Origin of the sequence: Streptomyces sp. NBC_00078, from assembly GCF_026343335.1 — a bacterium.
Classification (GTDB): Bacteria; Actinomycetota; Actinomycetes; order Streptomycetales; family Streptomycetaceae; genus Streptomyces.
In genome coordinates, this window is sequence record NZ_JAPELX010000001.1 from 5,327,592 (window position 1) to 5,348,369 (window position 20,778).

Here is a 20,778-nt window from a genome sequence, read left to right on the forward strand (position 1 = left end):
TGGCATCGGCGATCGGCGTCTGCGATCGGTATCGGCGACGGCACGCCCACCGCGGGCCGTCGGACTCCCTCACGGGCGTGGAGCGCGGCCGGGGCGCGGCTGGGTCGGGTGGGTGCTGGACCGGAGTGTCAGGCCCGGTCCGCGCAGCGCCGTCGCGCCGGCCCGCCAGGCCCGCAGCAGCCCGGCCGACAGACGGTTCTCCAGATGGGTGGTCGCACGGATCCCGAAGGTCACGTCGGCCTCCAGGCCCGGTTCGCTCTCCAGGAGGCCCCCGACGACGTCGTGTCGTACGACCTGCTCGTGCACCGCGTCGGCCTCGACGTGCTCGGTGTAGAACCGTACGGCCGCCGGTCCGGCGCCGGCGCGCCGCATGGCCTCGGCGAGGCGGCGGGAGGCGGGGGGCGAGGTCACCTCGACGGCGGCGAAGTGGCCGACGAGCGCGCCGCGCAGCGCTCGGTGCAGGCCGAGGAGCGACATCAGGTTGACGGTGGCGAGCGCCTCGGCCGGGGCAGCGTCGACGTAGTGCCCGTACGCCGTCTCCAGCTCCAGGTCCGCCATCAGGTCGGCGAACAGTTCCGCGTGGATCTCGTCCGCACGGCCCGCGCCGAACTCGTCGAACTCCACCGCCACCATCGCCGCCTTCGCCCGCCCGTGCAGCCGGGGGATGACCCAGGCGTGCGGGTCCGCTTCCTTGAGGTGGTAGAGCGAGCGCAGCGCCGCGTATTCGCGCAGGTGGCCGAGGTCGCCTTCGTCGTGTAGGAAGTGCGAGACGCTCGTACCGTCGTTGCCGGCCGGTTCGAGCTGGAGCTCGTCGAGTGCCCGCTGGGCCGTGTCGGTGCAGGCCATCGGCACGTCCTCGCGCAGTGCGCCCAGGAAGCGGTTCTCGATCGCACCGCGGCAGGCCAGCAGACCGCTGTCCCACTCAAGGCTGTCGGGGACGTCCTGGAAGCCCTGGTAGTGCAGCTCGTAGAGGAGGTACAGGGCGAGCTGCAGGTCGTCGCCGTAGGCGTGGCAGTCGTCGGGGGAGGGGACGGGGACGCCGGTCCGGGGAGATTCCCGCAGCAGGGCCGTCACCGCGGCGGAGAGCGGCCCGCGCGGCTCGGGCAGACGAGGAGACCGCTGCCGGGGCCGGGGCCGGGACTGGGGCCGGGATGGAGAATGGGTGCCGGTCATGCGGCACCCCCCTCTCGCGCAGTGGTCGCTTCCGAGTCGGTCTCCGGGGCCCGCGGTGGGGTGCGGCGGCGGTGGCTGGTGTCGCACCAGGGGAAGAGCCGGCTGCGACGGCAGGTGCAGACGGCGACCGTGAAGCGGTCGGACACCGTCACCTCGCCGTGCTCGCCGACCACTTCGACCGGCCCCTCGATCAGCAGGGGCCCGTCCCGTTGGACGCGGATCCGACGCGGGCGTTCAGGCGTGTTCGGCACGGATCACCACCAGCTCCTCCGTCGTACTGTCGTCCGTCAGCCCCTGCTCGCGCAGCCAGCCGAGCCGTGAGCGCAGCACATGGCCGTAGGGGACCCGGAACCGGTCGGCCACGTCCCCGCGCAGGCCTGCCCGCGCCAGGCGGGCCAGTGTGGCGTCCACGCCGCACAGGTCCGACTGCACGATCAGCAGCCTCCCAGTCGGCCGCAGGACCCTCGGCGCGCTGTCGCAGACGCGGTCGATCAGCAGCCGGCCGTCCGGACCGGCGTCCCAGGCCCGGGCGATTCCCCGGGGCGGCGCCTGGCCCGGAGCGGGCACGTACGGCGGGTTCGCGAGCACCAGGTCGAAACGGCGGCCGGGGATCCCCGACGCCAGGTCGCCGTGGCGTACGCGCAGGGTCTGTCCGTTCAGCAGGGCGTTGAACCAGGCGACCGCGATCGCCCGCCAGGAGATGTCCACCGCGGTGACCCGGCCGCCGAGCCGCGCCGCCTCCACCGCGAGCACCCCGCTGCCGGTGCCCAGGTCCAGTACGTCCGTCCGTGCCGTGATCGACTCACGGCGCAGGGCCCGCCCCAGAAGCCGTGTGTCGGCCTGCGGGCGATAGACACCCCGGGGGACCCAGTAGCGCAGCGGGGCGGCGGCGATCGAGCATTCGGCTGCCATGGACGTCACCGCCGCCCCGACGCCGTCGGCGGCTGTGCCGGCGGGGCCGGGGCGAGGGCGTGGAGGCCGTCGCGGGGCGGGGTGCGCTCGGCGGCGTCCATCCGGTCGGACAGTGGCCCGGCGGCCGCCACCGAGGCCGGTGTCCGGGTGGCGGAGGGCTCGCGGGACCTCTTCAGCGTGGGATTGATGACGTGCGCCTTCACGATGGCTCCGAGATCGGCGAGGGGACGGACGGCGCTGCCCGGCGACGAGCGGGAAGCCTCCCACGGGTACCCCTGGGCCGCAGACGTAACGGGCGGCGGGTGCCGGTCGGCCTGGCCGGGCATGCCGCGGCCTCGGGGAAGCCGCTTGTACGGGATGGGTCTTACAGGTCTGGTCTTGTACGGGGACGGGGCAGGTCCTGCACGGGACGGGCGGGGTAGGTCCTTCACGGGACGGCGTGACGGGCGGGACGGGGCTGTGCGGGATTGGCCCGGGGCTGAGGGCGCCGTGACCGTCAGATGTCGCGTTTGTCCAAGGGGCGTACGGCAGGACCCTGGAGGATGTGTCCGTCCGGGGCGAAACGGGAGCCGTGGCAGGGGCATTCCCAGGCCTGTTCCGCGCGGTTGAAGGCCACGAGGCAGCCGAGGTGCGTGCAGGTCGCCGAGACCGCGTGAAGGTGACCGTCCTCGTCCCGGTGCACGGCGCACTGGTGCCCGTCCAGCCGCACCACGGCGCCGTCGCCGGGGGAGATGTCCTGGATCCCGGGCCCGCTCAGGGGCGGCAGCCGGTCGCCGACGAAGTGCCGGGCCACGTGGGCCTGATGCTTCAGGAAGGACGCCCCCTCGCGGATCACGGAGCGCAGGCGGCGCGGGTCGTACAGACCGGCCCACGGGACGTCCCGGCCGGCCAGCAGGTCGCTGAGCAGGCAGCCCGCCATGATGCCGCCGCTCAGACCCCAGCCACCGAACCCGGTGACCACATAGGTGTGGCGGCTGCCGGGGTGGAGCGGCCCGACGAGGGGCACGGAGTCGGTGGAGTCGTTGTCCTGAGTGGCCCAGCGGTGCGTGAAGGTCAGGCCCTCGAAGCGGTCGGCGGCCCAGGCCGACAGGCGGGCGAAGCGTTCCTCGACGTCCGCCGTACCGGGGGTGAAGTGCTCCCCGGTGACGATCAGCAGACGTCTGCCGTCTCCGTACGGTGCGCTGCGGACGGAGCGGGTGCCCCGCTCCGGCGTGATGTACATGCCGCGCGGGGCCCGGCTCTCGTCGATCGTCGCGGCCACGACCAGCTCACGGCGAGGGGAGAGCCGGGTGAAGAGAAGGGCCCGGTCGAAGACGGGGTAGTGCGTGGCGACCACCACCTCGTTCGCGCGCACCGACACCCCCGCGTCGGTCGACAGGACGCAGGGCTCGCCCTCGGTGAGACCGACGACGCGAGTGCCCTCGTAGACGGCACCGCCGCGCCGCCGCAGGTCGTCCGCGAGTGCCAGCAGGTACTTCCGCGGATGGAACTGCGCCTGCCCCCTCACCCGGACCGCACCGGCCACCGGGAACGGCAGGTCCGTATCGGTGACGAACGAGGCCGGCAGGCCAGCCGCCCGCGCCGCCTCCGCCTCGGCCCGCAACTGCCCGACGCCCTCGGGGTTCTCGGCATACGTGAAAGCGGCCGCCTCCTCCCAGTCGCAGTCGATGTCCAACTCCTCCACGAGTTCGGCGGCGTGCCTGATCGCTTCGGACTGCGACTGCGCGTACAGCCGGGCTCCCTCGGCGCCGCGGGTGCGGCGGAGACGGTCGTAGACCAGCGTGTGCAGGGCGCTCAGCTTGGCCGTCGTCCGGCCCGTCACCCCGGCGGCGAGACGATCGGCTTCGAGCACGGCCACCTCGCGCCCCTGCCGGGCCAGTTCCCAGGCCGTGCTCAGCCCGGCGATACCGCCCCCGACGACGGCGACGTCGATGTCGAGGTCACCGGACGGCGGTGGAGCGGGTTCGCCCGGCGGCGCGGTCTCGATCCAGTACGACCCCCGGATTCCTGCGTCAGCGTTCATGGCCGCCGGGTTCCCGCCTGCACGGCGTACTACGCGGGACCACGGGACGACTTCGGCGGCGTACGCGCCCGGTGACACGTCGGCCGCGCCGGCACGGTCTTCGCTCCGCTTTCCCGGGTACCCGGGAGCCTGCACACGTCCGGCGTTGACGCTCTCGCCAACGAGCGGGCGACCGCCGGCCTCCGGGACGCCGGAGCGGTTGACCTGACCCGGCGGAGGCGCCGAAGCCTCCTGCGCCGGCTTTCCGTACGCGCCTCAGCGGAGGTTCCGCCTGCGACACCTGCTTCAGGTATCGGATCGAATCCGCTCCGGCGGAGGCCGCTCGCCCCCGCCGGGCCGGCTCGTCCTTGCGATCGTGAGGGTCGCGTCCGCCGAGGCACGGCAGACGCGGTCCCGGTCACGGGGCGGGAGCGGGAGCCGGGTTGCCGTAGTAGGCGTCGGGGCCGTGTTTGCGGGTGTAGTGGCGGGCCAGGAGGTGCGGGGGCGGCGGGGTGGTGGGGGTCAGGGCCATGGTGTTGAGGGCGATGTCGGCGACGGCCTCACAGATGATGGCGTGTTCGAGGGATTTGCGGGCGCTGGGGCCCCAGGTGAAGGGGCCGTGGCTGGCGACGAGGGCGGCGGGGACCTCGGCCGCCCGCTGGTCGTCTTCCTTCAGCATGTCCACGATGACGCGGCCGGTGTTGTACTCGTAGTCCTTCGCGCACTGTTCGGCCGTGAGGTCGGGGGTGCACGGGATGGGGCCGTTGAAGGTGTCCGCGTGGGTGGTGCCGAGGACGGGTATGTCGCGCCGGGCCTGGGCGAAGGCGACGGCGTGCGTGGAGTGGGTGTGGGTGACGCCGCCGATGGAGGGGAACGCCAGGTAGAGGCAGCGGTGGGTCTCGGTGTCGGTGGAGGGGCGCAGGTGGCCGTCGACGACCGCGCCGTCGGACAGGCGCACCGTCACCAGGTCGTCGACGGTCAGGGCGTCGTAGGGGACGCCGGAGGGCTTGATGACGAACACGCCCGCCTCCCGGTCGACTCCGCTGACGTTTCCCCAGGTCAGGGTCGCCAGGCCGACCTGGGGGATGGTGAGGTTGGCGTCCAGTACCTCTTGCCGCAGGCCGTCGCGGACTCGTGCGGTCATGAGGTCGTCTCCTTCTGCAAGCGGTTCATGGGCGTCACAGGGCCTGGGCGAGCCGGTGGTAGGCGGCGTTCCAGCGGATTTCCTTGCCGAACTGCGCGCTGGTGGTGTTCTCGTCGATGGTGAGCAGCTCGACGCCGGTCATGGCCGCGTAGTCGGTCAGGGTCTCGGTGTCGACCGCCGAGCTGAGGACGGTGTGGTGCGGGGCGCCGGCGAGCAGCCAGCTCTCCGCCGACTCCGCCAGGGACGGGCGCGGCTTCCACACGGCACGGGCCACCGGCAGGCGGCGCAGCGGCTCGCTGGGGGCGACGACGTCGACGGCGTTGGCGGTCAGCCGGAAGCGGTCGCCGAGGTCGGAGAGGCCGACGACGACGGCGGGGCCCTCGGCCGCGCTGAAGACCAGGCGGACCGGGTCCTCACGGCCGCCGATGGACAGCGGGTGTATCTCGCAGCTGGGGCGGTCGGCGGCGATCGAGGGGCAGACCTCCAGCATGTGGGCGCCCAGGACGAGAGGGGTGCCGGGGCCGAGGTGGTAGGTGTAGTCCTCCATGAAGCTGGTGCCGCCGGGGTTGCCCGCGCCCATGACCTTCATCGTGCGCAGCAGGGCGGAGGTCTTCCAGTCACCCTCGCCGCCGAAGCCGTAGCCGTCGGCCATGAGGCGCTGGACGGCGAGTCCGGGAAGCTGGCGCAGGCCGCCGAGGTCCTCGAAGTTGGTGGTGAAGGCGGTGAAGCCGCCCTCGGTGAGGAAGGTGCGCAGGCCGATTTCGAGGCGGGCGGCGTAGCGGAGCGAGTCGTGCTGGTCGCCCCCGGGGCGCAGCGCGGGGACCACGTCGTACAACTCGACGTACTCGGCGGCGAGTTCGGCGGTCGCCTTGTCCTCGACCTCGTCGACGACGGCGACCAGGTCGTTCACGCCGTAGGTGTTGACCGAGTACCCGAACCGGATCTGGGCCTCGACCTTGTCGCCCTCGGTCACGGCGACGTCGCGCATGTTGTCGCCGAAGCGGGCGAGCCGCAGGGTGCGTGAGGCGTGGCGGCCGACGGCGGCGCGGGCCCAGGCGGTGACCCGGTGTACGACCCTGGGGTCGGTGGCGTGACCGGCGACGATCTTGCGGTCGACGCCGATGCGGGACTCGATGTGCCCGAACTCACGGTCGCCGTGGGCGGCCTGGTTCAGGTTCATGAAGTCCATGTCGATGGTCGGCCACGGCAGCGACAGGTTGTACTGGGTGTGCAGGTGGAGCAACGGCCGGTCCAGGGCGCTGAGTCCGGCGATCCACATCTTGGCGGGCGAGAACGTGTGCATCCAGACGATCACACCCACGCAGGCGTCGGAGGCGCTCGCCTCCTGGCACATCCGGCGGATCGACTCGGCGTCGGTCAGGACCGGCTTCCACACGATCTTGACCGGGATCTCCCCGGTGCTGCCGAGGACCTCGGCGATACTCCTGGACTGGTCGGCCACCTGGCGCAGGACGTCGTCGCCGTACAGGCCCTGGCTTCCGGTGAGGAACCAGATCTCCTGCTCGGGATAGGGGTGGGCGTTGTTCTCCATGAGGTTCCTTTCGAAGGGGGTCGACCGTGGGCGCGGGGCGGTGCCGCTCAGGCGGACGCCTCGGCTCGGATGCGGCGCAGGCGGTGCATGACCTCGTTGGCGCCACGGCCGAAGTATTCGTGCAGGAGCCGGTATTCGGCGTACAGGCGGTCGTAGGCCGCGGCCCGCTCGGGGTCGGGCTGGTAGACGGCCGGACGCGCCTTGCCCATGGCCTGGGCGGCGGCGCGGATGTCCGCGTACGCGCCCGCCGCCACCGCCGCGTGCATCGCCGAGCCGAGGGCGGGACCCTGCGCCGAGTCGATGACGCCGAGGGGGAGCCGGGTGACGTCGGAGTAGATCTGCATCAGCAGCGCGTTCTTCGTGAGCCCGCCCGCGATGATCAGCTCTTCGACCGGGACGCCGGACGCCTTGAACGTCTCGATGATGGTGCGGGTACCGAAGGCCGTGGCCTCCAGGAGCGCCCGGTAGATGTCCTCGGGGCGGGTCGACAGGGTCTGCCCCACCAGGACGCCGCTGAGGTCGTGGTCGACCAGGACGGAACGGTTGCCGCTGTGCCAGTCCAGGGCGATCAGGCCGTGCTCGCCGATCTCCTGCCCGGCCGCGAGGGCCGTCAGGTGCTCGTGCGCGTCCCGGCCGAGGGCGGCGGCCTCCTCGGCGTACGACGCGGGGAAGGAGGTGCGGACGAACCAGCCGAAGATGTCGCCGACGCCGCTCTGCCCGGCCTCGTATCCCCACAGGCCCGGCAGGATGCCGCCCTCGACGACGCCGCACATGCCCGGCACCTCGGCCCACTGGTCGGAGCTCATCACATGGCAGGTGGAGGTGCCCATGATGGCGACCATGCGGCCCGGTTCCACCGCGGTCGCCGCGGGAGCGGTCACATGGGCGTCGACGTTTCCGACGCACACGGCGATGCCTTCGGGCAGTCCGGTCCATTCCGCCGCCTCGGCGGTCAGCCGCCCGGCCAGATCGCCGAGTTGGCCGATCGGATGGTCCAGCTTGTCGCTCACGAAGCCGGCGAAGCCGGGGTTGAGGGTGGCGAGATAGTCGGCGGAGGGGTAGCTGCCGTCCTGGTACTGGCCCTTGTATCCGGCGGTGCAGGCGTTGCGGACGTAATTACCGGACAGACGCCAGACGATCCAGTCGGCGGCCTCGATCCAGCGGTCGGTCAGCTCGTACAGCTCGGGGTCCTCCTCCAGCAGTTGGAGGGCCTTGGCGAACTCCCACTCCGAGGAGATCTTTCCGCCGTACCGCTTCAGCCACGGCTCCTTGCGCGCCTCGGCCAGCTCCGTGATCCGGTCGGCCTGCGCCTGCGCGGCATGGTGGCGCCACAGCTTGACGTAGGCGTGCGGCCGGCCGGCGAGGTCGGGGAGCTCGCACAGGGGCGTGCCGTCGGCGAGGACCGGCAGGACCGTGCAGGCGGTGAAGTCCGTGCCGATACCGACGACCTGCTCCGGCCGTACACCGGCGCGGGCCAGCGCCTCGGGTACGGCGATGCGCAGGACGTCGACGTAGTCCGAGGGCACCTGAAGCGCCCAGTCGGGCGGCAGCGGGGTTCCGTCGGGAAGAGCCCGGTCCAGGACCGCATGGGTGTACGGGTGCTCGGCGGCGGCCAGTTCGGTGCCGTCGGCGACCCGGACCACCACGGCCCGCCCCGACAGCGTCCCGTAGTCGACTCCGATGACGTAGGTGTCGGGCTGGGTGTCTTCGCTGTTCTCGGCGTTCACCACCGGGCTGCCGCCTTTCTGTTCGGTATTTCGGTTGCTGTTCGGAAATGTGAATAAAGTGAAGGGGAACCTCGGGGCACAGGCGCCGGCAGGGGTCCGGCTCAGGTGCCCCGGGCCTCTACCGGAGCAGGCCGTCAGCCGGTGAGCGGCGCGACGGTGATGCGGTCGACGGCGGGTGCGCAGGCGCGGGGTCCGCGCCGAGGTTCGCTTCGAAGGCGGCCGGGGAGCCGGGGAACGGCTCGTGCCAGTGGGTGATGCCCGGCAGGGCGTTGCCGGTCTTCGCCCAGGGGTGGAAGTCGCCCGTGGGGCGCGCGTCGTCATGCGTCTCGACGGGGCCGGCGATCGGGGCGTTCGCAACGATCGACCGGATCCTGTTGCAAACGGTCGTCCGGTCGCTGTGGGAACTGCTCGGCGCGTTGGCGTAGTTGCCGGCGTCCGAACTTCCCGGCCTCTTGCGCGGCGCTGCAGGACCTGTCGCCGTCATGACGATGCTCTCCTTTCGGGGCTTCGGCCGGATCGGCGTGCGAGGGCGGACCGCCACTGTCCGGGATCTCGAACTGCGTTCGATACTTCGTCCAGCGATTGAAGGTATGGCCATGCCCGCCGAGCGTCAATATCTCCGCCGAAAAAGGCACTTCAGTGCTGGGCGCCCGGCGGGCTCGCCGCCTCGCTCGCTACCCGACGTTACTCAAACGTAATGGCCCGCTTGTCGCGTAACCCCTTGACCGGTGGGAAGGGAGGGGGCTCATATGACCTCCGCATCACTCATCATTTTCAGGGGGTACGGTGCCGTGGCACACTCGGCGCACAGCAGCACCTCCCTGGCAGGTTGTCCAGGACCTCCTGGCCGCAGGCTGCGCTGCCGAGCGGGGCCGGAAGGTCCGGCGCGGCCGCCGGGCGGCCGGGCGGATCCTGCAAACCCTGCGGGCCCCGCAAGGTCAACCTGTTCCAGTCCTGCCGCCGGACGGTCACCAAGGAGGTGCGGTCATGGCCCAACCACTGCCGTGGCCGCCGACCTTGGCCGATGTCCCGCAGCCGGCCTCTCACCCCGCAAACGGCGGGGGCCGGGAGCTGCTCCGGCAGGCGGCCCGGAGGCTGAGCGCGGTCTTGGGCGGCCAACGATTAGACGGCCCTTCTCGTTGCGGACGCAGGGTGAGACCGACGCCTGTACCCCCTGCTGCGCCGCCGAGTTGGGGTTCTCCTGCGTCCCGGAGCCGGAGTGCGCGGCACCTTCCCGGACTACGGCCCGTGAGGGCCTCTCCGCGGTGGCGGAACGCGGGCCTCACCCCGTGCTCCTGGAGCCGGTCAGGAGCGGACCGGGGCCGTGACCCGGCTGGAACACCTTTGGTCGTCGTCGAGCCCGGACTCATCGTCCGCGCCGGCGCCACGACCACTCCCCCAAGCCTCACCCTGCCCTGACCATCATCTGACGGACCAGCCACTTATGTTCGTCATGTCGAACATTGGCCGACCCTCGGAATGACATCACTTTCCACGGCTTCTGACGGAACGCCAGAAGCCGCAGGCAGCCGAGTCCCATCCCCGGGCCCGCTCAACCAAGGAGAACAAGCATGCTCAACAGAAGGAACTTCCTCACCGCGGCGGTCGGCGTGGCGGCTGCGACGACCGGACTCGCGGCCTGTGCCAAGGGCGACGGCAACAAGTCGGCCTCCGGCGGCGGCAGCGACGCGATCACCCTCGGCTTCTCCCAGGTCGGCTCGGAGAGCGGCTGGCGCAGCGCCAACACCAACTCGGTGAAGGCGGCCGCGAAGACGGCGGGTTACACCCTCAAGTTCTCCGACGCCCAGCAGAAGCAGGAGAACCAGATCTCCGCGATCCGCAGCTACATCGCCCAGAAGGTCGACGTCATCGCCTTCTCGCCGGTGGTCGTCACGGGCTGGGACGCGGTGCTCAAGGAGGCCAAGGCGGCGAAGATCCCGGTGGTCCTCACCGACCGCTCCGTGGAGACCTCCGACCAGTCCCTGTACGTCACCCTGGTCGGCTCCGACTTCACCGACGAGGGCCGCCGCGCCGGCAAGCTCCTGGAGAAGGTCCTGGCCAAGGCCGGCCACAAGGGCTCGGTGAAGATCGCCCAGCTGGAGGGCACCACCGGTGCCGCCCCGGCGATCGAGCGCGCCAAGGGCTTCAAGGAGGTCATGGACGCGGACCACGCCGGCGACTGGAAAATCGTCGTCAGCCAGACCGGTGACTTCACCCGCGCCGGCGGCAAGCAGGTCATGGCCGCCTTCCTCCAGTCCAACCCGGACATCGACGTCCTCTTCGCGCACAACGACGACATGGCCATCGGCGCCATCCAGTCCATCGAGGCGGCGGGCAAGAAGCCCGGCAAGGACATCCTCATCGTCTCCTGCGACGGCGTCCACGACGGCTTCGTGGCCATGTCCGAGGGCAAGATCAACGCCATCGTCGAGTGCAACCCGATGCTCGGCCCCCAGCTGATGGAGGCCGTGAAGAAGGTCCACGAAGGCCAGAAGGTCGAGCGCTGGATCAAGACCAAGGAGGGCGACTTCATGCAGGACCAGGCCAAGGCCGCGCTCCCCACTCGCAAGTACTGACCGACCGTCTCCACCGGCAGGGAGCCTCCTCCCGACCGACATCCCTGGGTCGGCGGGGCTCCCTGCGGACCGGGACCCATTCATGAGGAGCACTGCCATGGCAGAGCCGCGGCCCGTCCTGGAGATGACGGGCGTAGTCAAGGAGTTTCCGGGGGTGAGGGCTCTGTCGGGCGTCGACTTCCGGCTCTTCCCGGGCGAGATCCATGCGCTGATGGGCGAGAACGGCGCCGGAAAGTCCACGCTGATCAAGGTGCTGACGGGCGTCTACTCCCTGGACGACGGCACGATCACCCTCGACGGTAAGTCCGTACGGATCGGCAGCCCGCTGCAGGCGCAGCAGGCCGGCATCAGTACGGTCTACCAGGAGGTCAACCTCTGCCCCAACCTGTCCGTGGCGGAGAACATCTTCATCGGACGCGAACCCACCCGCGCCGGCCGCATCCAGTGGAAGCGGATGCGTGAGGAGGCGGCGCAGCTGGTCGACCGGCTCGGACTGGACATCGACGTCAGCGCGCCGCTGTCCTCGTACCCGCTCGCCGTGCAGCAACTGGTCGCGATCGTACGGTCGGTGGGCCCCGGGAACGGCGACACCGAGGGAGCCGGCACCAAGGTGCTGGTCCTCGACGAGCCGACCTCCAGCCTCGACCGCGACGAGGTCCTCGAACTCTTCCGCCTGATGCGGCAGTTGAGGGACGAGGGCGTCGCGATCCTGTTCGTGTCGCACTTCCTCGACCAGATCTACGAGATCTGCGACCGCATGACCATCCTGCGCAACGGCACCCTGGTCGGCGAACACCTGGTCCGTGACCTCGACCAGGTCGGCCTGATCGAGCTGATGATCGGCAAGGCCCTGGACCAGCTCGAGGGACTGCACGAGCACCAGATGCACTCCGGCGTGGGCGAGACGCTGGTCAAGGCCGAGGGGCTCGGCCGCACCGGCGGGATCGCCCCCTTCGACCTGGAGATCAAGAAGGGCGAGGTGCTCGGCCTCGCCGGCCTGCTGGGCTCCGGCCGCACCGAGCTGGCCCGGCTGCTGTTCGGCGCTGACCAGCCCGACAGCGGCAAGGTGACCATCGGTGGCAAGCAGGCCTCGATGAGCGCCCCGAACGACGCCATCCGCGCCGGGGTCGCGTTCTGCTCGGAGAACCGCAAGACCGAGGGCCTGGTCCCCGAGCTGACGGTGCGCGAGAACATCATCCTCGCCCTCCAGGCGTCCCGCGGCTGGATACGGCCCATACCGGCCGCCCAGCGCGACGAACTCGTCGCCAAGTACATCAAGGCACTGGACATCCGCCCCGCCGACCCGGAGGCCCGCGTCGGCCGGCTCAGCGGCGGCAACCAGCAGAAGGTGCTGCTCGCCCGCTGGCTGATCACCCAGCCGCAGCTGCTGATCCTGGACGAGCCGACGCGCGGTATCGACGTCGGCGCCAAGGCGGAGATCCAGAAACTGGTGGTCTCCCTCTCCGAGGACGGCATGGCCGTGCTGTACATCGCGGCCGAACTGGAAGAGGTCCTCCGCCTCAGCCACACCATCGGAGTGCTGCGCGACCGCAAGCTGGTGGCGCAGCTGACCAACGGACCGGAGATCACCACCAGCAAGATCCTCGAGACCATCGCGAGCGGAGAACACCAGTGACCACCACCTCCCGCTGGCGAGCACTGACGCATCACCACCTGTTCTGGCCAGTCGCGATCCTGATCGCTCTGCTGCTCGTCAACGTCCCCTTCACGCCCGACTTCTTCTCGATCAAGATGACGCACGGCCACCTCTACGGCAGCCTCGTCTCGATCGTGCTGTTCGGCTCGCCGCTCATCCTGGTGGCGGTCGGCATGACCCTGGTCATCGCCACCGGCGGCATCGACCTCTCCGTCGGTGCGGTGGTCGCCATCACCGGCGCCCTGACCTGTTCGTACATCAGTCACCAGGCCGACCAGAACACCCTGTCCGCGGTGTGGCTGGCGATGGGCGTCGGCCTGGTGGCCGCGGTCGTCTGCGGTCTGTGGAACGGCTTCCTGGTGGCCAGGATGGGAATCCAGCCCATCATCGCGACCCTCATCATCATGGTCGCGGGGCGAGGCGTCGCCCAGCTGATCACCGACGGCCAGATCATCACCATCAACAGTGACCCGTACCAGCTGATCGGCGGCGGCTACTGGCTGACGCTGCCCTTCTCCATCTTCGTGGTGGCCGCGGTGGTGGCCGTCACCGTGGTGCTGACCCGCCGCACGGCGCTCGGCCTGCTGGTCGAGTCGGTCGGCGGCAACGCCGAGGCCAGCCGCCTGGTCGGCATCAGGTCCACGCGTATCAAGATCATGGTCTACATGTTCTGCGCGCTGTGCGCGGGCATCGCGGGCCTGATGATCAGTTCCAACACCTCGGCGGCCGACGGCAACAACGCCGGCCTGTGGATCGAACTCGACGCGATCCTCGCCGTGGTGATCGGCGGTACCTCGCTGACCGGCGGCCGGTTCTCCATCGGCGGCACGGTGGTCGGCGCCCTCGTCATCCAGACCCTGACCACCACGATCTACACCATCGGCGTGCCGACCCAGACCAACCTGGTCTTCAAGGCCGCCGTCGTCATCGTCGTCTGCCTGCTGCAGTCCCCGAAGTTCCGGGCCAAGGTCTTCGGCGCGAAGGACCCCAGGCGCCCGCGCCGGGACGCCGCGGCGGAGCCCGCTCCGGCGGCCGACGCCGCCCCGAAGATGGAGGTGCCGCGATGAGCGCGACCACCCAGACCCCCAAGGCAGCGCAGAGCGGCACCATGTCCCGCGCCGCCCGCCTGCTCGGCGGCAAGCGGCTGCCCGTCATGGTCACGGCAGCCCTGTTCGTCGCCATGTACCTCGGTGGCCTCAGCCGGTACCAGAACTACGGGTTCGCCGAACCCCAGGTGTTCCTCAACCTGTTCATCGACAACAGCTATCTGCTGGTGGCAGCCATCGGTGCCACCTTCGTCATCATCTCCGGCGGCATCGACCTGTCCGTGGGCTCGATGATCGGCTTCACCACCATGTTCACGGCGTGGCTGGTGGAACGTCAGGGGCTGCCCCTGGTGCTGGTGGTCCCCCTCGCGCTGGCCGTCGGCGCCTTCGGTGGCTTCCTGATGGGCTATGTGATCCACAATTTCGAGATCCAGCCGTTCATCGTCACCCTCGCAGGGCTCTTCCTCTTCCGCGGACTGTGCCTGGTCATCAGCAAGGAGTCGATCTCCATCAGCGACGCCGAGGTGGGCACCCTGGCCCAGACGCGGGTGTCGCTCGGCCTGGGGGACCTGTCGATCGGCGCCGTCGTGGCCCTGGTCGTCCTCGGCGTCGCCTACTACGTGCTCCAGTACACCCGCTTCGGACGCCGTGTGTACGCCATCGGCGGCAACGAGCAGTCGGCGCTGCTCATGGGTCTTCCGCTGGGCGGCACGAAGATCGCCGTGTACACGGTGAGCGGCTTCTGCTCCGCCCTGGCGGGTCTGCTGTTCATGCTGTACATCCAGTCGGGCGACCCGCTGCACGCCGTCGGCATGGAACTCGACGCCATCGCCGCCGTGGTCATCGGCGGCACCCTGCTGACCGGCGGTTCCGGTTATGTGCTGGGCACGCTCTTCGGTGTGCTGGTGCTCGGCCTGATCAAGAGCGTCATCACGTTCGAGGGGACGCTCAGCTCCTGGTGGACGAAGATCGCCACGGGTGTGCTGCTGTGCGCGTTCATCCTGGTCCAGCGGACCATGACGGCACGCCGGAAGTGATGACCTGACCGGCGGGGGCAACGGCGCCCTGCACCCTGGTGCGCACGGTATGCGTTCTCAGCAGCCCGGAAGCCTTCCTCAAGCAGCCGGCTCACCAGCGGCGGGGTCCGACACCCGCCACTCGTGAGCCGGCTTGTCGCTGTCCCGGAGGCCGGCCACCGGGGTGGGCGGCCCGCTCAGTCGTGGGATGCGACGGCGCGGTCGCCCGTCATCCACGGCGACCGGGACGCGGTCAGGCCCAGGGGCTGACCGCCCTGAAGGAGCTGTCGGCGCGGAACGTGGCGGTGTCCTGGAAGGCGTCGAGGCGCAGTTCGTAGTGGTAGTGGCGGAGTTGACTTGCTCCTCGGGCTGAAGCCCGAGGGTTCTGGCCTTCTCGTCCGTTGCTGTGCCGCTACGCGGCACAGGTTTCGGGCGGGAATCCGCGGCTTCCTGTTTCTTCGCGCTGTGCCGGGACGAGCCCTGGTCCTACCGGCGCTCCGCAGGCTGTGACCGCCAGTCCGGCGGCCGTCTTGACGTTGATCGCGGCGTTGTGGTCGCGGTCGTGGAGGGTGCCGCAGGCGGTCCATTCCCTGACGTTCAGGGGCTTGGATCCGTCTTTGACACCGCAGGCCGAGCAGGGCCGGCACATGACAAAGGCGGGACCCGAAAGCCCCGCCCGCACCAAACGAAGCCCCAGCTCAGGGCCAGACCAGGCAATACGGCTGATGCCCCGCCTCATGCAACCGATGGCTGAAGTCCTGCCACTCGTGCAGCGATTGGGGGCGGGAGGGGGCTGACCTGGGGTTTCGCGGGAAAGTGTGCGTTGAACTGGGAAAACTCCTTTCGGTAGTTCTCACGGGCCAACGCCGTTTCCCAGGCTCATGTGCCCTGGATGTGCCCTGGGGTGTTCGCTCCTGGGCTGGGCTGGGCTGGGCTGGGCTCGGGAGCCGGAGCGGCTGGCCACTGACCCGCGGCTCCTGGGCCGCGACGACATCGTGACCCTCCTCAACCGGATGCGCTACCAAGTGCGACAGGGAGAAGTCGCCGCCGCGCGCCACGTCGTCGATCTCCGCCACCTGCGGCGCATGGTCCTCTGCATGCGAAGCCTCGGGCTGACGCAGCCCCATCAGCCCCTGCACGGATTGTCCGAGCAGTTCACGCTCCAGCCCGAGGACATCCCCGACGACCCCGAGGACACTGGCGCCGGCCGCGACCTCCCGCCGGAGGTGATGCGCCAACTCTGTGACCGCCTCGACGTCTTGGGTGCCGGCGACCCGCATGCCCGCACCGCGGTCGAGCTGTTGATGGACACCGGCCGCCGCCCGGACGAGATCCGAGGAAGGACGGCTGGCTGCCGTCAGCCGAGCTTCCTTGCAAGCCGACCTGGCCAATGCGCTGGAGCGGAACACCCGTCTCGCCATGCGGGTGCGCCAATTGGAGAAGCGCCTGTCCCAGCAGCTCGGCGAGCAGGCATGGAGTGAGTCCGGACTCGGGGCCTCGCCGGACATCGACCATCTCCTTCGACACGTCGTGCGACTGGAACAGGATCTCGCCGAGAAGTGCGGAGAGCTTGAGGCAAGGACGGAGGAACTCGAAGCAGCTCGGACCGCTAACTGAGAACGTGTTTGGTCCTGGAGCAGGTTCCGCGCCAGCTCAGGACAGCTTCGCCAGCGGTGTTATCGGCTCGCCGGGCAGCTACACAGCTGCCCGGCGAGCCAATCAGTTCACCACAACGTCCCAGGGTCGAGGACGGGACCGCGCCGGAGCTGACCAAGGCGTCGCCGGTGGGAAGGACCAGCTTCGTGGTGGTGGCGCGGTAGAGGCTGTCGTACGCCGTGACCTGCTTGGTGTAGGCGCTGCCGGAGACTCCGCCGGCATAGCGGGTCGAGGAGTCCACCTGGCCCTTGGCCAGGGTGTCGTAGGCGTAGTGGGTGAGCTTGTTAGCGTCGACCTGTTCCTCCAGCGTGGAGGTCAGGTCGGCGGTCGAGGCGGCGCTCCAGGTGTCGGTGGTGCGGCCGAGGGTGTCATAGGCGTAGATCGTGACCCGGCCGGCGCCGTCCTTGGTCCAGGAGGTCTGGTCGAGGTTGTTGTAGCCGGTGGTGACGGTGCCCTTGTCGGGGTCGGTGGCGGAGGTCTGGCGTCCGAAGAGGTCGTAGACGTAGGACCACTTGCTGTCAGGACCGGTGATCGTGGACTGCTTGCCGTCGCGGGTGTAGGTGTACGCGGTGGAGGTGTAGGCGGCGCCGGTGGTGGCCCCGTAGCCGGTGTCGGCCGGGGAGGTACCGGAGTATTCGCGGCGTTCCACCGTCCGACCTCGCGCGTCGGTGATGGTGCGGACCGCTGAGCCGCCGGAGACGGCGGTGGTGGCGGTGGAGTCACCGGTGTAACTGCTGGAGGTGGACCACTTCTGCACGCCGTAGACGAACAGGGTGTTCGACGTGGGGCGTTCGGCGCCGTCGAAGACGACCTCAGTCTGCTTGGGCGCCTCGCCGTACTCGGCCCGGGTGTAGGTGCCTGACGGGGTTGCCGTCGAGTCGAAAATGTCGGCGTACGTCTCGTAGGCCAGGCCCCGGCTGTCGTAGCGGGTGTCCGTCAGCAGCCGGCCCCCGATCGCAGCTGTGCCGGTACGCCGAGCTCGTCCAGTAGTCCGCGAAGCCCGCGCTCGATTTCGTCGCGGATGGGCCGAACGTCCGCGGCGGTCTTTCCCGCAGGGTCGTCCAGAGTCCAGTCGAGGTAGCGCTTGCCGGGGAAGACCGGGCAGGCGTCGCCGCAGCCCATGGTGACGACGACGTCGGCGGCGCGGACGATCTCGTCGGTCCAGGGCTTGGCGAACTCGCGGGAGATGTCGATGCCGCGTTCGGAGCCGCGGCATCCGCCAAGCGCTGATGGAATGTCGTGGGTGGCCCTCACCCCGGGTGGCGTCGGTTCCGCAGCACCAGCAGCCCAGATGACCGACACGCAGTTCCACGAGTCGACGGAGCTGTCGCCTGGCTCGAAGCACCCAATGGTTCAAGGCCGGACGAACAACTGGAGTGATCCGAGTCCCTGTCGACTGTCCCGCTGCGTCAAGGCGTTCCCTCCCAGCGGGTGCGCGGCTACTTCGAGGCGTCCTCGATGGCCTCGAAGATGTCGGCGTCGGTCTCCTTCTGCCAGTCGGGCAGGTCGGGCCAGTCGGCGACGTATCCGGGCTTGGGGTCCTCGAAGTGCTTGTACATCTGGGCGGTCCAGCAGGTGGCGACGAAGCGGCTCTTCTGCTCGCGCGTGAGCCGGGATGCGTGGCCGTCGCTGCGGTCGAGGAACTGTCGCACCTGGTCGAACACCGCGCCGGCGGCCTGGCGCTCCCACTCCGGGGTCTCTTCCCAGGGGGTGATGTAGCCGGGCTTGGGTTCGCCAGGGAAGTGCTTTCGAACGCCGGTGATCCAAGCCTCGCGGAACACTCGTGCCCCCTCGATCTGCGACATGCCTTCCCCTCTCGTCACGTCGTGCACAGTGCGTCGATCTCGGCGCCCAGTTCGACCACACGGGCGTCGCGGGCGAGGGGGCCGAGGTCGGTTCGTAGCCCCTGGAGTTTACGGGCGACGTAGCCGGAGGACGTCGTCCGGGCGAGCTGCAGGGCCTCGCGGCCGTAGGTGAGGACCTGGTCCGGGTCGCGGCGCTTGGCACCGATGGACGCGAGGTCGGTCAGGACTGCGCCGCGTCGCCGGAAGGACTGGCCGGAGGCGAGCAGGTCCTGGCTCAGGGCGGTCGAGAGGGCCTTCTCGGCGAGGTCGAGGCGCCCGAGTTGGAGGTAGCGGGCGCCGCGTTCCTCGGCGAGGCGGGAGCCGTCGAAGCGCAGCCAGCCGCCGTTGTGGGCCGGGCCGCTCAGGTCTGTCACCTTTTCCGCCTCGTCCAGGGCACGCTCGCAGGCGGACAGGTTCCCGAGGGCGGCATACGCCTCGGCCTGGACGGAGGCGACCCAGTACCGGGTGGACAGCGAGCTGTCTCCGTGCCGCGCCACCCTCTCAGCGGCCGAGAGGGTGCCGACCGCCTCTGCGTAGTGGTGCTCGTAGAGGTCGACGTATGCGTGTCGGACCAGGGCGCATGCCCAGAGGTCGTAGGACTGGGCTTCTTTGCTGGCGGAGGCGGCGAGTGTGTAGGACGCGGCTGCGTCGGTGTAGCGGTTGCCGTCGAAGGACAGTTCTCCGGCGAGCTGGAAGAGGTCGCCGGCCGCGCTGCACAGGGCCTGGGATTCCGCCGCCGGTTGGCCGTCGAGGGTGTCGTTGAGCGTGGTGAGCTGGTCGCGAACGATCGGGTACACGGAGCCCTTGGCGCGGGCGAGTTGGTACACCTGCCACAGGTGGCCGTTCATGCGCAGGAAGTCTTCGGACGTCCCGCGCCGGGCTCCGTCGGCGAGGGCGGCGCTCTCGTCGGCGGGCAGCGCCACCAGGGCGCTGGTGACGGCTATGGCGCGCAGAAACTGGCGTCGGATCATGTCGTCGAGGTCCCCTGAGCCGTGGTGGTCGCGAGGCGGCGACCCTGCCGACTCCGGGCTGGCTGCTTGTGGCTGTCCCACCAGGGCGTCGAGTTCGTCAAGGTCAAGGTGCAGCAGCTCGGCCAGCCGTGGTCGTAATGGCGGCTGGGGGGTGGTGGTCCGAGTTTCCCAACGCCCGATCGTGCGCCGGTCGACGCCGAGGGCGTGCGCGAGCTCTTCCTGACTGTAGCCCAGCGCCCTGCGCCGCTCTGCAAGCCCCATGCCGCCCCCTTTCCACGTTCCGGTCCGTGTCTACCCTGGCGGCGCTGATCTGTCCCATGAGTGTCCCAGGACTGCCCCATGGATGCCGTGGTCCGCGCCAACCCGAGCCGGTTTTCTGGACGTTGTCAGCCACGACAACCGTGGACACCGGAGAAGGGGTGCGGGCATGGGAACTCACAGCGCCATGTCGTCCGAGGCGGCGCAGCTCTCGATCGTCTTGGAGACGGTCGACGAGGCCGTGGACACGGCGCTCGCCGTCGGGCTGGCGATGCCCGATCGTCCGGTGATCGACGCGACGACCCGGGACCTGGTCGGCCACCTCAGAGAGCTGATGGCCGAGGACCTCGGCTTCGACGAGGATCCAGCCGTGCAGGCGCTGTTCCGAGAGGGCTATCGGGTCCTCGACTTGACGCGCCGGCCCACAGCGGAGTCCACCCACTTCGGCGCCTACCAAGTACATGCGCGAAGTCGGCCTGCTGACCAGGCGCTTCGCCGACGCCTACCGCGAGAAGCAGGAACAGGACGAAGCCGATGGCTGACGAAGCGCCCACTGATCTGCCCGTGCGCAGGCCGGGAGCGACCCTGCCGGAGCAGGAGCGGGCACGGCGCCTGTTCATCAGCCCACCCGGTCTACCACCCATCGTTCTGCAACCCAAGAAGGGCCACAGCGAACAGTGAGGAACCAGATCACGGCCCAAGTCCTGTACGTCGTCTCGGTCCTTGCGCTCGGCGGCTCGATCACGCTGGCGGTGTCGCGAGGATGGTGAGACGGGGAAGCGACAGGCGCCATGGCCCCTTACGGCTGGCGGCAGTGGCTGCTGTCCGCCCTGATCATCGGCTCTGCCTCACCGGTCGCCTGGGCCTTCTGGTACTACGACCGCTCCTAGCCGTCGACGGGCAATCACCGACTCCCGCTCCGGCCGCGCGAGCCCTCAGGAAGACCCGGTTTCCCCGCCGGGGCGGGCTCAGCAACTCCCCAGCGGCCGGAGCGGGATCTCGCCACGGACAAACCCGGCGCCCTGCCGCCGTGGTGACCGCAGTACCCCGATAAGCCCCCGTCCCGGTCGCCGGATCTGCCCGCGGCCGGGGCGGGTCCAGGGCTCCGCAGTTCGCGGGGCTCGTCCACTCACTCCGTAGGAGAGGAACGGCCATGAACATCGACGAACTGTTCACCGGTGACCTGGTCACCGGCGTCCCCAGCATGGACGCGGCGCTGCTCGACAAGATGCCGGGCGGCGGCG

Annotated in this window: 18 protein-coding genes and 3 pseudogenes; 6 read left to right on the forward strand and 15 right to left on the reverse strand. The window is 70.0% G+C overall.

What is annotated here, in order from left to right; translation table 11 throughout:
• Positions 1–69: 69 nt before the first annotated feature.
• From OOK07_RS24925 to OOK07_RS24965, 9 genes are all read right to left on the reverse strand, one after another.
• A complete protein-coding gene (locus tag OOK07_RS24925) occupies positions 70–1,173 on the reverse strand; it encodes an iron-containing redox enzyme family protein (protein ID WP_266798582.1) in 1,104 nt (367 codons plus the stop codon).
• Complete coding sequence (locus tag OOK07_RS24930; RefSeq protein ID WP_266682967.1) at positions 1,170–1,424, reverse strand: CDGSH iron-sulfur domain-containing protein; 255 nt, start codon at positions 1,422–1,424, stop codon at positions 1,170–1,172. Before OOK07_RS24930 ends, OOK07_RS24925 begins: the two co-directional genes overlap by 4 nt.
• On the reverse strand, positions 1,408–2,085 hold the full coding sequence (locus OOK07_RS24935) for a HemK2/MTQ2 family protein methyltransferase (RefSeq protein WP_266682968.1): 678 nt from the start codon (positions 2,083–2,085) through the stop codon (positions 1,408–1,410). Before OOK07_RS24935 ends, OOK07_RS24930 begins: the two co-directional genes overlap by 17 nt.
• 5 nt (positions 2,086–2,090) lie before the next feature.
• Positions 2,091–2,288, reverse strand: coding sequence for a hypothetical protein (locus OOK07_RS24940; RefSeq protein ID WP_266682969.1), 198 nt, complete (start codon positions 2,286–2,288; stop codon positions 2,091–2,093).
• A 293-nt stretch (positions 2,289–2,581) separates the two neighbouring features.
• Complete coding sequence (locus tag OOK07_RS24945) at positions 2,582–4,108, reverse strand: FAD-dependent oxidoreductase (protein ID WP_266798585.1); 1,527 nt, start codon at positions 4,106–4,108, stop codon at positions 2,582–2,584.
• A gap of 397 nt (positions 4,109–4,505) precedes the next feature.
• The gene (gene araD, locus OOK07_RS24950) at positions 4,506–5,231 is read right to left on the reverse strand and encodes an L-ribulose-5-phosphate 4-epimerase AraD (protein ID WP_266682971.1); all 726 of its coding nucleotides are present in this window, start codon (positions 5,229–5,231) and stop codon (positions 4,506–4,508) included.
• A gap of 34 nt (positions 5,232–5,265) precedes the next feature.
• Positions 5,266–6,783, reverse strand: coding sequence for an L-arabinose isomerase (gene araA, locus OOK07_RS24955; protein WP_266798588.1), 1,518 nt, complete (start codon positions 6,781–6,783; stop codon positions 5,266–5,268).
• 47 nt (positions 6,784–6,830) lie between these two features.
• Entirely contained in the window at positions 6,831–8,513 is a 1,683-nt protein-coding gene (gene araB, locus OOK07_RS24960; RefSeq protein WP_266798590.1) for a ribulokinase, read from the reverse strand.
• Positions 8,514–8,628: 115 nt separating this feature from the next.
• Positions 8,629–8,994 carry a hypothetical protein gene (locus tag OOK07_RS24965; RefSeq protein ID WP_266798592.1) on the reverse strand — a complete coding sequence of 122 codons (366 nt, stop codon included), beginning with the start codon at positions 8,992–8,994 and terminating at the stop codon, positions 8,629–8,631.
• A 1,087-nt stretch (positions 8,995–10,081) separates the two neighbouring features.
• Between OOK07_RS24965 and OOK07_RS24970 the strand changes: the two genes are divergently transcribed.
• The 4 genes from OOK07_RS24970 to yjfF all read left to right on the forward strand — a co-directional run bounded on the left by OOK07_RS24970 (position 10,082) and on the right by yjfF (position 14,826).
• A complete protein-coding gene (locus tag OOK07_RS24970) occupies positions 10,082–11,086 on the forward strand; it encodes an ABC transporter substrate-binding protein (RefSeq protein ID WP_266682975.1) in 1,005 nt (334 codons plus the stop codon).
• A gap of 97 nt (positions 11,087–11,183) precedes the next feature.
• Positions 11,184–12,722, forward strand: coding sequence for a sugar ABC transporter ATP-binding protein (locus OOK07_RS24975; RefSeq protein ID WP_266682976.1), 1,539 nt, complete (start codon positions 11,184–11,186; stop codon positions 12,720–12,722).
• Complete coding sequence (locus OOK07_RS24980) at positions 12,719–13,810, forward strand: ABC transporter permease (protein WP_266682977.1); 1,092 nt, start codon at positions 12,719–12,721, stop codon at positions 13,808–13,810. The genes OOK07_RS24975 and OOK07_RS24980 overlap by 4 nt, the downstream gene beginning before the upstream one ends.
• Positions 13,807–14,826, forward strand: a complete 1,020-nt coding sequence (gene yjfF / locus OOK07_RS24985) for a galactofuranose ABC transporter, permease protein YjfF (protein ID WP_266682978.1) — start codon at positions 13,807–13,809, stop codon at positions 14,824–14,826. Before OOK07_RS24980 ends, yjfF begins: the two co-directional genes overlap by 4 nt.
• A 232-nt stretch (positions 14,827–15,058) precedes the next feature.
• On the opposite strand, the pseudogene OOK07_RS24990 reads toward yjfF, so the two are convergent.
• A pseudogene (locus OOK07_RS24990) lies at positions 15,059–15,148 on the reverse strand (hypothetical protein); the annotation flags it as partial.
• A gap of 69 nt (positions 15,149–15,217) precedes the next feature.
• Positions 15,218–15,454, reverse strand: coding sequence for a zinc ribbon domain-containing protein (locus OOK07_RS24995; protein WP_524540322.1), 237 nt, complete (start codon positions 15,452–15,454; stop codon positions 15,218–15,220).
• A 722-nt stretch (positions 15,455–16,176) separates the two neighbouring features.
• On the opposite strand from OOK07_RS24995, the gene OOK07_RS25000 reads away from it, so the two are divergent.
• Positions 16,177–16,422, forward strand: a complete 246-nt coding sequence (locus OOK07_RS25000; RefSeq protein ID WP_266682980.1) for a hypothetical protein — start codon at positions 16,177–16,179, stop codon at positions 16,420–16,422.
• A 127-nt stretch (positions 16,423–16,549) separates the two neighbouring features.
• On the opposite strand, the pseudogene OOK07_RS25005 reads toward OOK07_RS25000, so the two are convergent.
• From OOK07_RS25005 to OOK07_RS25020, 4 genes and pseudogenes are all read right to left on the reverse strand, one after another.
• Positions 16,550–17,416: pseudogene (locus tag OOK07_RS25005) on the reverse strand (RHS repeat-associated core domain-containing protein); the annotation flags it as partial.
• Positions 17,398–17,667: pseudogene (locus OOK07_RS25010) on the reverse strand (low molecular weight phosphatase family protein); the annotation flags it as partial. The pseudogenes OOK07_RS25010 and OOK07_RS25005, both read right to left, overlap by 19 nt.
• A 233-nt stretch (positions 17,668–17,900) precedes the next feature.
• Positions 17,901–18,266 (reverse strand): hypothetical protein, encoded by a 366-nt coding sequence (locus tag OOK07_RS25015; protein WP_266798595.1) that lies wholly within the window; start codon positions 18,264–18,266, stop codon positions 17,901–17,903.
• 14 nt (positions 18,267–18,280) lie between these two features.
• Positions 18,281–19,537 carry a helix-turn-helix transcriptional regulator gene (locus OOK07_RS25020; RefSeq protein WP_266798597.1) on the reverse strand — a complete coding sequence of 419 codons (1,257 nt, stop codon included), beginning with the start codon at positions 19,535–19,537 and terminating at the stop codon, positions 18,281–18,283.
• Positions 19,538–20,068: 531 nt separating this feature from the next.
• Between OOK07_RS25020 and OOK07_RS25025 the strand changes: the two genes are divergently transcribed.
• Positions 20,069–20,215, forward strand: coding sequence for a hypothetical protein (locus tag OOK07_RS25025; RefSeq protein WP_266798599.1), 147 nt, complete (start codon positions 20,069–20,071; stop codon positions 20,213–20,215).
• Positions 20,216–20,778: the final 563 nt, after the last annotated feature.